Here is a 12,836-nt window from a genome sequence, read left to right as displayed (position 1 = left end):
GTATTACTTTCGTGCTATCTCGATCGCTTTTTCCAATACCTCATCTCTTCCTTCTTTAATTCCTTTTATTGTTGGTCTTATTTCAATATCAGGTACAATTCCAATTCGTTGGGTTTCTCTTCCATCCGGATAGTAGACACCAATACCAGACAATGTAGTATAATGATTACCAAAGAGATTAAACCGAGTAACGTTACCGTCTGCACCTGATGTCTGGCTGCCGATGCTTGTAACGTTAGGTGCAGTTTGAAGACACATACAGGTGAATTCTGCGTGGCTCTGTGTTCGTTCATTGAATAAGATAATGACTTTCCCCCGGTAATAGTTTTTATTCTTCTTACCACACCAACTCTCGCCACTCCATTCAAATTTTCCCGGGTAGGAATAGTCCGGGCGGGTGAACTTCGCAAATTGTTTTGGTTTATTATTTAAGTAGCGAGCAATTGAATAAAGGGTGCCTTTTGGATAATTTCTTAGGTCAAAAATGATGGCACGTGTATTCATCATTTCCTCCATCATCTCGTCGACTTCCTTAATCACTAATTTTCCCATATTGACATATCCGATTGAGTCCTCCAAAAAAAGCCATGGCTTTTTCTCTTTAGATTCGATTTTTAGTTCATAATACTTGAAGAGATCTATTTTCTCATTCATCATTTGATCTCCTCTCTGAAAAGAAATACTTGCTGAATCACTTAATTCAAAGAGTAAGGCAAACTGAAGCAATCGAGTTTTGGCAGTTGGATTTGACCCCCACACATACTTTTGATTTCCTTGCCAAAGATCATTTACTGGCCTTTCGTTAATAGCCATGATTACGTCACCTCTTTGGAGCATATTTTGATTTTTAGCTGAATCCAAAATACTCACTACAACTGGCTTTTCTTCAACCCACATAAGTTGAACTGGAAGCATAAGGTCGAACCCTAAGTCTTCTTTGAGAAGTGGTGTGACAAATCCGGCGTGTGAGTCATCGACTTTGACTACTAAATCAAGTACGGCACGATGAAAGGCTGCCTCAGAATCAACAGATAGAAATTTTGGAATCATTTCTTTCAATACTTCATCCCAGTCCTGATCTGTGAGGTATTTGTATGGAAAAAAATATTCGACATAATTCCAGTATCGAAACAGAACGAGTAAGCGGTGATGGGGGTTTGACCATTCAAGACTCTGAAGGACATCTTCATTCCTTGGTTTAAACTCATTTACTGGTCCCTGATCAACATAGTGATTTTTACCCTGAAAGCGATTGTCTTTAATGTTTTGAAGCAACTCCTGAAGGTCTGTGGTAAAATATTGATTGTTAGTCCAGCTAAGATCAAAATTCTTGAGGAAAGATGCGTTCTTAGACTCTTCATCACACTTCTTGCACTCTTCAATGGTCCCAAGATCATTGACCCACTTTACATAATAGTCAGATAGATCTTTGGTATTTTCAAATGAGGAGGTTTGATCAAGCAGTTCCGTAAGTTTTGCATCCCAGTCGTAAGTTCCTTTTCCAACCTCCGGATGGTAGTATTTGAGGAATCCCCATAACTTCCCTGTAAAAAAGTGCTTGCTTTCTTTCGTAAGGTTGGTTTGTCCAAAGGAGCTAAAGCAAATGAATGCAACGAGAATGATCGATTGAAGAGATTTCATTCAAACAGGTAGTTAGGATTAATATCCAAACCTACTCAACTTACGGTCATCTTTTCTCCAATCCTTTTCAACTTTAACAAACGTTTGCAAATGAATCTTCTTGCCAAAGAACGCTTCCATGTCCTTACGGGCCTCCATTCCTACTTTTTTGATCGACTCGGCTTTCTTACCAATGATGATTCCTTTCTGGCTGTTTCGCTCCACGTAGATCTCCGCATCTATACGGATGATTTTGTCTTCCTCTTTAAAGCTGGTTACAACCACCTCTGAACTATATGGAATCTCTTGCTGGTAGTTGAGGAATATTTTTTCACGGATGATTTCAGCACTTATGAATCGTTCACTTTTATCCGTCAGCTCGTCTTCAGGGAAGTATTTAGGATGCTTTGGTAGTAATTCCAGAATTCTGTTGAGAAGCACTTCAGTCCCATTTTGTTCCAGTGCTGAGATAGTCATGATCTCCAATTCAGGATACAACTCTTTCCAGTACGTGGTTTTGTCAAATGTTTGTGAGCCTTTATTCTGATCGGTTTTGTTAATTAGAAAAAGGACAGGAGCGTTGGCTCGTAGGGCCATTTCAATAAGTTGAGGATAATCATTTTTATCCTCGAGAGCTACCATAAACAGGATCACATCCGCATCTTCCAGGGCTGTTTGTACATACCCCATCATTTTTTCCTGGAGTTTATAGGCTGGATCAATGGCACCAGGAGTATCAGAAAATACAATTTGATAATTAGGCTCATTCAGGATGCCAAACATTCGATGACGTGTGGTTTGAGCCTTACTGCTGGTGATGGCCAATTTTTCACCCATCAGTGCGTTAAGAAGGGTGGACTTACCCACATTGGGTCTGCCAATGATATTCACAAACCCCGCTTTATGATCTTTCGTTTCAGTCATTTAAATAGTAGACACCATAATAAGTAAACACCAAAACTATGCGTATAATCTTAACCATACTAGTACTTACGATTTTTAGCTCAATTAATGCTCAGGATAAGGAAGTTGAATCAATCAAATCTCAAGCAAAAACTTTTTCTGAATACCTTATGAAGGGAGAGCGTGAGAAGATTGTGGCCATGTACACCAGTGATGCCAAAATATTCCCTTCTGATGCAGACATTCTTGAGGGTGAAGCCTTGGCAAACTATTGGAATCCTCCGGGTGAAAGCTCATGGAAGACTTCTTATCACAGGATTACACCGGTAGAAATTAAAATTTTAGGTAATGAGGCGTATGATTACGGATATTATGAGGGCACTTCTACGAATGGAGAGCAAACGTCTGATTGGCGAGGAAAATATGTAATCATTTGGCGCAAGGTAAAGGATGAGTGGAAGATATACCTGGACATCTGGAACCGAATAAAACTGGATGATTAAAAACCTTTGGCTATCAAAATTATTCTGTCTAATTTTGCAGCTCACATCGCGGGATGGAGCAGTTGGTAGCTCGTCGGGCTCATAACCCGAAGGTCGCAGGTTCGAGTCCTGCTCCCGCTACTAAAGAAGAAGCCTCAGAGAAATCTGAGGCTTTTTTTGTTGCTTTCGACTAGATTAGTAATTACGAATCCCATTACTGCAGAGATGAAAAAAACATATTATTTACTAATTCTTTTCTCTCTTATTACTGCCTACCAACTAAAAGGACAGACCATTGATCAGATTATTATTCAGGTAGACACGATTAATAATCCGAAAGAAATGCTTAAGTTATTAAATCCACATTTGGGATCGGTTAAAAAATCGAAGGATAGCATTCAGGCTAAATTCTTTTATCATCTTGGCATAGCTCACGGAATGCTTTACAATCCAGATTCATCTACTTATTACTTCAATCGAAGTTTGGATATTGCTCGTAGAAGCAAAGATGTTCTTTTACAAATCGGTGCTTTGAACGGTTTGGGAAATGTGGCGAGAATATCCAGTGAAAATGAAACGGCAAAAACCTATTTTGAACAAGCACTGGATTTGGCAGATGGAAAGGAGGAAGTAGCATTCAGGAGTTGGCAATCCAAGTTAATAGGTAATCTGGCAGGTATATTTTTTGAGCTGGGTGATCCTAAATCTGCTTTGGGATACTCAAAAAAAGGGCTTTCTATTTCCAGGAAAATCGGTGATCAAAAGGAAATAGCAACTAATCTCATCCGATTGGGCTATTGCTACAACGCACTGGAGAAGCAGGACAGTGCGTTGATGGTAAACAAAGAAGCTGCCGGTTTATTAGAAAACTCGGGGGATAGTCTGGGGTTGATCTATCAGTATTACAGCATTGCAAACATTTATAAATCAATGCAAGAATGGATAGAAGCAGAAAGTTATTTCGAAAAAGCTGTGGATATGGCAGCACGTTTTGGAGAAGCCGAGACTCATGCGGGAAGTTTGAATGCCCTTGCCGAGATGGCAATTGATAAGCAGGACTTCAATCGATCTCACATATTATTAGAAGAGGCAATCAAGCTGTCACAAAAGAACAATATGCCTTTTGGTCTGCGAAGATCTTATCAATTATATTATCAGCTGGATCGAATGCAGAAAAATTGGGTTTCTGCTATTGAAAATCTCGAAAACTATCATGCGTTAAACGATTCTATTCAAAAAACAGAAACGCTGAAAAGCATCGAGGAATTTAAGGTGAAATATGAGACAGCAGAAAAGGAAAAGGAAATTCTTGAGGCAAAGCAGGAGCTGGAGAGAAAAGAACGTTTTCAAACCTTTTTGGTAATCATTATTGCGGTCATCGTTGTATTTAGCATCATTGCTATCCTTCTGCTTATTCAGCGGTTTAAACTTAAGAGAGCTCTTCTTTCCCAGGAAATAGACACGTTAAGAATCCAGATCAATAGCATTTTTGAAGGGGGAATAAAAAGCCTGGATGTGAATCTGGACCAGATCAATGAAGGCCTTTATAAACCTCTTTCTGAAAGAGAATACGAAATCCTTCACGAGGCTATTTCCGAGAAGACCAACAGTGAAATAGCAGAATCTATGTACTTGTCTGTAAACACGGTTAAGTACCACCTAAGAAATGTTTACGAAAAACTGGGTGTGACTAACCGAAAAGAAGCACTGGAAAAAATACTCTCCAGGCACTAAAAATAAACTTTTTGTAAAAACTACCCACTTGGGTAGGCGATAACCACCCGGGGTGGATGGGCGTTTTAATAGGGTCCAATCCGAGCTTGGCATTGAATTTAAAATCGCAATGCCATGAAAAAGTTTTACCCTAGTTACACAGAAATAACAAATAAGTATGTTGCACTATTCGTACTATGCACTTTACTGAGCATATCGGCTTTTGCTCAGGATTCCACTCCACCATCGTATACTTTGTTGGAGCCTACTCCGGATGCTACAGCACAAAGTATTTACCCAGCCATACGAATTACGTTTAATGAAGATATAGCGGTAGGTACTGGAAATGTGGTCATTTACAATTATGATGATGAAACCCCATTTCAAACCATAGATGTGGCCAATATGCCTTCATACTATACGCTGAATGGTGATCAGATTTCTTTTTGGAGAGACGATAACTTCGAAGACCTGACAAAATACTATGTTGAAATCTGCAATACCTGTATAACAGATTTAGCTGGGAACGCTTTCTCCGGAATAGCTGGGAAAGATACCTGGTCATTTACCACTGGTGACTCCCAGCCACCTCAGGTAGATGGGTTAAGTCCGACTAACACAGCATCAGAAGTGGCTGTTGAAGCTAACCTCATAATCACATTCGATGAAAATGTCCGATTTGAGCCTAATGAAGAGATCTACATTAAGTACGCTTCGGATGATCAGATTTGGGCTACCATCAATACCAACTCTAGCGACATATCCATCAGTGACAATGTGGTGACTATCGATCCTCCTTCAGATATGCCATTTTCCACTGAATTTTATGTAGAAATTGATCAGTACGGCTATGAGGGTGATGGAATTATTACCGATCAGTACTTCAATATTTTTGAAGGAATTGGTCAAACAGACTGGTCTTTCACCACGGCAGAAGAGGTGGTAGACATCCCGGATGCAAACTTCAAAAGCTATCTGGTGAATAACACGAATATCAACACCAATGAAGATTCAGAGATACAGGTCAGCGAAGCATCAGCCTTTACTGGTACTATCAATATATATGGTCAGTCTGTTGCAGATCTGACGGGTATTGAAGCGTTTACATCACTCACTGGCCTGAATTGCCTTGATAATGACCTTACCTCCATTGATATCAGTCAGAATACCGCCCTGGAAACATTGAATTTGGGATTTAATTCACTTTCCTCGCTGGATGTGAGCAACAATACTAATTTGACTTATCTAGGTGCCTATGTGAATGATATCACAGCACTTGATGTGAGTCAAAACACTTCCTTGACAATTCTGGAGATCTATGACAATATGCTTACTTCAATAGACGTAAGCCAAAATCTTGATCTGGAAGTATTGGAGGTTCAGGAAAACCAACTCACATCAATGGTGTTGGGTGCAAACACAATATTGGAGGCCTTGTATTGTGATAACAACCAGCTTACCTCTCTTGATGTAAGTCAAAATACCGGACTGTATGAGATTTATTGCCATGATAACTTGCTTACTGAGTTGAATGTGGCAAATGGAACCAATGCAGAAGGGTATGCTGAGGCGCAGAATAATCCGGACCTCACTTGCATTCAGGTCGACAATGAGAGTGAAAGCAATCTGGATTTTTGGAATGTAGACGCTGAGGTGAGGTTTAGCGAAGATTGTAGTGTGCCATTGGATAATGAAGCACCTACGGTTGAAGCTTTTGCCTATCGCTACGCTACCGATGTGCCAATAGATGTAGGTGAATTGACCATTACGTTTAACGAACCGGTGGTGACCACTTCAAATTTGAATATTAACATGTGGGATTACTCCAACAATCTCATTGCGCAGTACCTGGGTGTGGATCCTAATGAAGTCACTGTTGATGGTGAGGTAGTCACCTTCGATGTTCCCCAGCTTACCTATGGTGAATCCTATTATATCCAGATAGCTAGTAGCTCATTTAAAGATCTGGCGGATAATACCTATGCAGGAATCATAGGAGCGCAGCACTGGTACTTCACCGCAGAATCAGAACCCGAGGAGGTTGTTCAAATTAACGATACAGACTTCAAAACCTTCCTGCTGAATAATGGACAAATCAATACGAATGAGGATGAGGAAATTCAGGTATCAGAAGCCGAGAATTATTCTGGTAACCTTACCTACTCTAATCAAGGGTTGTCTGATCCGACAGGAATCGAAGCTTTTGTCAATGTCGTGTGGATAGACCTTTCGCTGAATGATTTAACAAGCATTGATCTTTCTGCGAATGTGGATGCTGCGCAGGTCAACCTGGTAGGCAATGACCTGGAATCCCTTGTGCTACCAAACCGGAGCTCCTTCAATAACATTTTACTGAATGGGAATCAGTTGACAAGCCTGACATTGCCGGAAGACATTACGGCCAATACGGTGCAGATTTACCAGAATCCTTTGGAGTCTTTCGAAGCAGTAAATGGTTCCTTTGACATGATCAATGGATCAGGATTGAGCAGTTTGACTACTGCAAATATTACAGGCACAGATGTCAGGGTTTTGAATTTGTCGAGCAGCCAAATCAGCACCCTGGCCCTTGGGAGTGCTTCTTCTTTGGAAAGTATTGATGTATCCAGTTGTGGAAATCTTACCACCCTTGATCTTAGTGCCAATACGAGTCTGGAAAGTGTTACTACGGCGTTTGGTGCAGTACAATCATTGGATCTCAGCAGTCACCCGAATATAACAACGCTGATGGCTAGAAACGGTCAGCTAACAGAGTTAAACATTCAGAATGGTATGAATACAAGCATCACCACTTTTCAGATTCAAAACAATAGTAACCTGGAGTGTGTGCAGGTGGACGATGTAGATTATTCCACCGCCAACTGGACGAATAAAGATGCTGGCACGCAGTATAGTACAGATTGCAGTGAGGAAGAACCTCAGGACCAAACTATCACTTTTGAAGCAATTCCTGATAAAGTCTATGGTGATGCTCCATTCAATCTGGTTGCCACCGCTTCTTCAGGTTTGGCTGTGAGTTTTAGTATTGTCAGTGGACCCATTTCTTTGGATGACAATGAAGTAACCATCACGGGAGTAGGCACTGTGGTGATCGCAGCAAATCAGGCAGGTGATGATGATTTCAATCCCGCACCGGAGGTGGAGCGTACATTTGAAATTGCGAAAGCAGATCAATTGATAGCTATTGAACCAATTGCAGATAAACTAACTACAGGTGCATCGTTCGATGTGGTGGCCAGTGTTGATTCGGAACTTCCGTTATCCTACAGTGTGAGTGGACCTGCTACTAATGATGGTCCGACGATTATATTGACTGGAGGAACCGGCACGGTGACGGTGACTGTGAGTCAGTCAGGAAATGCAAATTATAATGAGGCAAGTGAATCGGTGAGTTTTGTGGTTACTGACCCTGCCAAAACGGACCAAACCATCACCTTTGAGACGATTCTTGATAAAGTCTATGGAGATGCGCCATTTAATCTGGTTGCAACGGCTTCTTCAGGTTTGGCTGTGAGTTTTAGTATTGTCAGCGGACCCATTTCTTTGGATGGCAATGAAGTAACCATTACGGGAGCTGGCACTGCGGTGATCGCCGCAAATCAGGCAGGTGATAATGATTTCAATCCCGCACCAGAGGTGGAGCGTACATTTGAAATTGCGAAAGCAGATCAGGTCATTACCATTGATCCAATTGCAGATAAACTAACTACCGATGCATCGTTTGATGTGGTGGCCAGTGTGGATACGGAACTTGCGTTATCCTACAGTGTGAGTGGACCTGCTACTAATGATGGTCCGACGATTACATTGACTGGGGAAATTGGTATCGTAACTGTGACTGTCAGTCAGGCGGGGAATGAAAACTATCTGGAAGCCTCGGAGAGAACTTCTTTTGAGGTAACAGAAGAAGCAGCTCTCTCAGTAGAGAATGCTTTGGAGGTTAAGTTTTATCCTAACCCTGTAATAGACCTCTTAACTATTGAGAGCAACAAAGAGCTAGAAGTGAGGCTTCTTAACCTTAAAGGACAAATCGTACAGAAGATATATTCAAATCGTACGCAAATGGATGTATCAGGCTTACCTAAAGGAATTTACATTCTTGAGGTAAGGAGTGATCAGGGCACGAGAAGGGAAAAAATAGTAAAGGCAAACTAAGGCAGCATTAGCTATGGCTATTGCGATTGGCGACCCCTAGGGGGTCGCCTTTTTTTTGGGTGCCACTATTTATATCTCGGAACTTTAGCTTAGTGACTTTTTGTCTCCACACCGTCCTATGTTTAAACCAAAGGAATGATGGAGAAAAAAGGGTTTACTTACTCGGCTTACTTGCTGGCTGATAAAATTGATTTGGCATCCTTTCGTAAGGATCATACTGACCATCTGAAATCATCAAATTCCTCAGAGTTATACTATCAAACATCGGAGGATAAATTCATGTATTTGCTTAGCTATGGAGTAGTGGTTTTTGCGAACATGAAGTCGGCAGACATTCAATTGTTTTTGGGTCGAATATCTCCCTATTGTATTAATTTGAAGGAGAAGCCGGTAGAGGACGACCTACAAGTTGAGTTTTTAAGTGATAGCCAAATTCAAATAGGGTTTGCTGAATTGAAAATCGGAAGGTTTGATCATCCGGTAAACCGAATGGTAATGCTTCATTTAGCTCAGTCGGTAGCTCTGGACCATTATTCAATCCTGATGGAGCAGATTCTGAGAAGCATCAATACACATACAGATCTGATGCGAGTAAAGGGACGCATTTTGCTTAGCAAAAGAAAGGCCCTGAGGTTTATTGGTACTGCCTTGTCTACCAAAAATACGATCGCAGAGAATCTCTACATCCTCGATAGCCCTGAGATAGCATGGGAGGATGAATTTTTAGATCAGCTGCATAGAAAACTGGTCAATCACTTTGAGCTGGCTCAACGATACAGAGCACTGGAAAACACCCTCAAAATTGTGGGGGATAACCTGGAAGTTTACATTTCCTACAACAATCACAGGGAAAGTAGTAGACTGGAATGGATCATTATTATTCTCATTGTTATTGAGGTAGTAGATACCCTGCTGAGTAAGTTCATTTAAGCCTGCAGGGAAGTCTCAGCTGCAATTCGTTTGATTTTGAGGTCATGGATTTTGTGTTGAATCTCTTTGATTCGAATCATGGCCTGATCTCTTAAGTTGGCGTTATTCCTTACACTGTCTGACTGTAGGTTAGCCAAAATAATATCCATTTCATTAATGAGAAGCTGGATTTGATCGTAATAAGGGGTCTTTGATTTCATTTTTATCTGTTCCTGAAATATGACGAGGAACAAATAAAAAGTCACAAATGACTATTTCTTTTTCAGCTGCTCTCCATACAGTTTGTTGATTGTTTCTTTGGCTCGTTTCAGTCGCATTTTTACGGCACTTTCGGAGAGCCCTAATGACTGCTGAATGTCTTGAATGGAGTGCTTTTCCTTGTATTTCAAAAGAAGAATCATCTTTCCTTCTGGGGTCATTTGCTCCAAAAGGCTTTCGAGAATCTCAACGGTTTTCTCTTCAGATATTTCTTCGTCATGATCTACAATATCAAATACTTCATCAGCAAGTTTTTCGGTGATTACCTCATGTGGGCTTTTTTTCTTGGATCGCAGGTAATCGATACATGTGTTATGGATGATGCTAAAGAGCCAGGTCGTGAGCTTAGCTTCCTGACGAAATTTTGATAGTTGCGTGAAAACTTTGATTAAAACTTCCTGAGATAAATCGGCTGCTACATCCTGATCCTTTACGTAAGACCTGCATTTATTAAAAATATGTTTTTCATAACGATCCACGAAGACAGAAAAGTAGCGATGCTCACCACTCTTCATGCGTAGGACTAGCTCTTCATCGCTCAGCTTATCTGACGGATTGCTCATTAGGATGTGACTTATTCAAAATTCTTCGTCCAAGATAAAAAAGATAACCAGTGATGCTTTTGCAGGATGAGCGAAAATATATCAAAATTTTACCCCAGCCCACTGATGAGAGTTGTGGGCCTACCTGCCTGCATGCGGTTTACAATTACTATGATGACTTCCTCAATCTGGACGATGTGATTAAGGAGGTAGCTCAGGTAAAAGGAGGAGGGACTTTAGCAGTAATGCTTGCAAATCATGCTCTCCCCCGTGGATATAAGGCTAAAATTTACACATACAATTTGCATGTTTTTGATCCTACCTGGTTTCAGAATAATGTAGACCTTTCCGTAAAGCTGAAAGAACAATCAAAGTATAAGAAGTCGAAAAAACTGCGACAAGCCACAAAGGCTTATCAACAATACATTAATTCAGGCGGTGAGCTTCTTTACGAGGAGTTAAGTCCTGAATTGCTAAAGACAATTTTAAGAAGCAAAACACCAATACTCACAGGTTTAAGTGCTACTTATTTGTATCAAAGCGCCCGGGAAATTGGTGCGATAAACATGTATCATGATACAAAGGGTGAACCAAGTGGCCATTTTGTAGTCTTGTGTGACTATGATGAAGTGCAGGATAAGGTACTGATCGCAGATCCACTGGACCCAAATCCAATCAGTGATACCAATCAATACTATGCAGTGGATATCCAGCGGGTAGTTAACGCAATTTTACTGGGTATTGTAACATATGATGCTAACCTTTTAATCATAGAACCTAATCATGCAGCGATTAATCATAACTGAGAATCCGGAACTATTAAAAATAAAAGTAGAAGGAGTGCAAATAGAATCTCCATCTGCATACATCAACAGTAAAGAATACGCCAGGCAGAAAAGTATCAAAGTGATCAATCTCTGTAAGAGCTATCAGTATCAATCAGAAGGTTACTATATCTCGTTATTGGCGGAAGCACGGGGGCACAAATCACTTCCTGTTACTTCTACTTTGATGGACTTCAAGTTACCTAACTTGGCAAGAGAAGACGCCCAGGATTTTGATCAGCTGATTCAGGATGAGCTCGAAGATTTAAAGACTGAGACAAAACTGGAGTTCAATATTTACTTTGGATCCAGCTCTGATCAAACGCTTACGAAGGTGAGCCAATTGCTTTTCAACTTATATCAGATGCCGATTTTGAAAGCCATCTTTATTAAAAAAGACAAATGGCTCCTTCAATCGCTAAAGCCGGTAAACCCAAAGGATTTGAGTGAAAGCGAAAAGGAAGAACTAATAAATGCATTGACCCTCTTTTTGAAAGGGAAAAAGATTGTTCGTAAGAATTATCAGCGAAAAAAATATGATCTGGCTATTTTGGTGAATCCGGATGACCCCAATCCACCATCTGATCCTAAAGCTCTTCAAAAGTTTGTTAAAGCTGCAGATAAAGTAGGGTTCAGTACAGAGTTTATCACACGTGCTGATTATGGAAAACTGACTCAATTTGATGCGCTTTTTATCAGAGAAACGACGAATGTAAACCACCACACCTTTCGGTTTGCTCGCAGGGCGGAGTATGAGGGATTGGCTGTTATTGATGATCCAAACTCGATACTGAAATGCACAAACAAAGTGTATTTGAATGAATTGTTAGCAGCTAATAATATCCCCACCCCTAAATCTGTGATCATCCAAAAAAACAACCACGATTCACTGAACATGGAGTTTCCATATGTTTTAAAACAGCCTGATGGTGCCTTTTCAAAAGGAGTGAAAAAAGTGAAGGACAAAGAAGAGCAATCGTCTCTGCTAAAAGAATATTTTCAGCAGACCGACTTGATGATTGCCCAGGAATTCATGCCCACCACGTTTGATTGGCGTGTAGGAATACTCGGAGGAGAAGCCATTTATGTATGTAAGTATTACATGGCCAAAAACCATTGGCAGATCATCGATTGGAAGTCTACAAATAAGGATCGCCTGGGAGATAGTGAAACCATCCCTGTTCACATGGCTCCAAAAAACCTCATCACTACTTCACTAAAAGCCACAAAATTGATTGGAAATGGACTCTACGGAGTGGATGTAAAGGAAGTAGATGGGAAGTTCTATATCGTGGAGGTTAATGACAATCCAAGCATCGAGTCCGGTATTGAGGATGAGGTGGATAAAATGGATCTGTACATCAGAATTATGAATCATCTAATGAAGATCGTTCAATCAAACTAAACGT

Annotated in this window: 10 protein-coding genes and 1 tRNA gene; 7 read left to right on the top strand and 4 right to left on the bottom strand. The window is 40.6% G+C overall.

From position 1 onward, the window contains the following. Nucleotides 1–3: 3 nt before the first annotated feature. Nucleotides 4–1,641: a S41 family peptidase gene (locus ACOQON_RS12625; RefSeq protein WP_420575778.1), complete on the bottom strand. Its 1,638-nt coding sequence runs from the start codon at nt 1,639–1,641 to the stop codon at nt 4–6. An 18-nt stretch (nt 1,642–1,659) separates the two neighbouring features. Continuing rightward, entirely contained in the window at nt 1,660–2,544 is an 885-nt protein-coding gene (era, locus tag ACOQON_RS12620; protein ID WP_420575777.1) for a GTPase Era, read from the bottom strand. A 38-nt stretch (nt 2,545–2,582) separates the two neighbouring features. On the opposite strand from era, the gene ACOQON_RS12615 reads away from it, so the two are divergent. From ACOQON_RS12615 to ACOQON_RS12595, 5 genes are all read left to right on the top strand, one after another. After that, entirely contained in the window at nt 2,583–3,026 is a 444-nt protein-coding gene (locus ACOQON_RS12615) for a nuclear transport factor 2 family protein (RefSeq protein WP_420575776.1), read from the top strand. Between the two features lie 47 nt (nt 3,027–3,073). Beyond that, nucleotides 3,074–3,146: transfer RNA gene (locus tag ACOQON_RS12610), tRNA-Met, on the top strand. Between the two features lie 84 nt (nt 3,147–3,230). After that, the gene (locus ACOQON_RS12605; RefSeq protein WP_420575775.1) at nt 3,231–4,739 is read left to right on the top strand and encodes a tetratricopeptide repeat protein; all 1,509 of its coding nucleotides are present in this window, start codon (nt 3,231–3,233) and stop codon (nt 4,737–4,739) included. Nucleotides 4,740–4,853: 114 nt separating this feature from the next. Continuing rightward, nucleotides 4,854–8,873 (top strand): Ig-like domain-containing protein, encoded by a 4,020-nt coding sequence (locus ACOQON_RS12600; RefSeq protein WP_420575774.1) that lies wholly within the window; start codon nt 4,854–4,856, stop codon nt 8,871–8,873. A 135-nt stretch (nt 8,874–9,008) separates the two neighbouring features. After that, nucleotides 9,009–9,803: an RMD1 family protein gene (locus ACOQON_RS12595; RefSeq protein WP_420575773.1), complete on the top strand. Its 795-nt coding sequence runs from the start codon at nt 9,009–9,011 to the stop codon at nt 9,801–9,803. Here ACOQON_RS12595 and ACOQON_RS12590 read toward each other — a convergent pair. Then, complete coding sequence (locus ACOQON_RS12590; protein WP_420575772.1) at nt 9,800–10,003, bottom strand: hypothetical protein; 204 nt, start codon at nt 10,001–10,003, stop codon at nt 9,800–9,802. The genes ACOQON_RS12595 and ACOQON_RS12590 overlap by 4 nt on opposite strands. Before the next feature lie 51 nt (nt 10,004–10,054). Further along, entirely contained in the window at nt 10,055–10,624 is a 570-nt protein-coding gene (locus ACOQON_RS12585) for an RNA polymerase sigma factor (protein WP_420575771.1), read from the bottom strand. 53 nt (nt 10,625–10,677) lie between these two features. Between ACOQON_RS12585 and ACOQON_RS12580 the strand changes: the two genes are divergently transcribed. Continuing rightward, entirely contained in the window at nt 10,678–11,409 is a 732-nt protein-coding gene (locus ACOQON_RS12580; protein ID WP_420578691.1) for a C39 family peptidase, read from the top strand. Further along, a complete protein-coding gene (locus ACOQON_RS12575) occupies nt 11,387–12,832 on the top strand; it encodes a RimK family protein (protein WP_420575770.1) in 1,446 nt (481 codons plus the stop codon). Before ACOQON_RS12580 ends, ACOQON_RS12575 begins: the two co-directional genes overlap by 23 nt. Nucleotides 12,833–12,836 lie beyond the last annotated feature (4 nt).

Source organism: Ekhidna sp. (genome assembly GCF_965221965.1).
GTDB lineage: Bacteria > Bacteroidota > Bacteroidia > Cytophagales > Cyclobacteriaceae > Ekhidna.
The sequence above is the reverse complement of the archived record's forward strand: the minus strand, read 5'-3'. Positions and strand labels throughout refer to the sequence as shown.

What these genes read in the sequence shown, in the direction of transcription:
- ACOQON_RS12590 (WP_420575772.1), bottom strand. Translation starts at nt 10,003, where the DNA reads ATGAAATCAAAGACCCCTTATTACGATCAAATCCAGCTTCTCATTAAT.
- ACOQON_RS12595 (WP_420575773.1), top strand. Translation starts at nt 9,009, where the DNA reads ATGATGGAGAAAAAAGGGTTTACTTACTCGGCTTACTTGCTGGCTGAT.
- ACOQON_RS12605 (WP_420575775.1), top strand. Translation starts at nt 3,231, where the DNA reads ATGAAAAAAACATATTATTTACTAATTCTTTTCTCTCTTATTACTGCC.
- era (WP_420575777.1), bottom strand. Translation starts at nt 2,544, where the DNA reads ATGACTGAAACGAAAGATCATAAAGCGGGGTTTGTGAATATCATTGGC.
- ACOQON_RS12580 (WP_420578691.1), top strand. Translation starts at nt 10,678, where the DNA reads ATGCTTTTGCAGGATGAGCGAAAATATATCAAAATTTTACCCCAGCCC.
- ACOQON_RS12625 (WP_420575778.1), bottom strand. Translation starts at nt 1,641, where the DNA reads ATGAAATCTCTTCAATCGATCATTCTCGTTGCATTCATTTGCTTTAGC.
- ACOQON_RS12600 (WP_420575774.1), top strand. Translation starts at nt 4,854, where the DNA reads ATGAAAAAGTTTTACCCTAGTTACACAGAAATAACAAATAAGTATGTT.
- ACOQON_RS12585 (WP_420575771.1), bottom strand. Translation starts at nt 10,624, where the DNA reads ATGAGCAATCCGTCAGATAAGCTGAGCGATGAAGAGCTAGTCCTACGC.
- ACOQON_RS12575 (WP_420575770.1), top strand. Translation starts at nt 11,387, where the DNA reads ATGCAGCGATTAATCATAACTGAGAATCCGGAACTATTAAAAATAAAA.
- ACOQON_RS12615 (WP_420575776.1), top strand. Translation starts at nt 2,583, where the DNA reads ATGCGTATAATCTTAACCATACTAGTACTTACGATTTTTAGCTCAATT.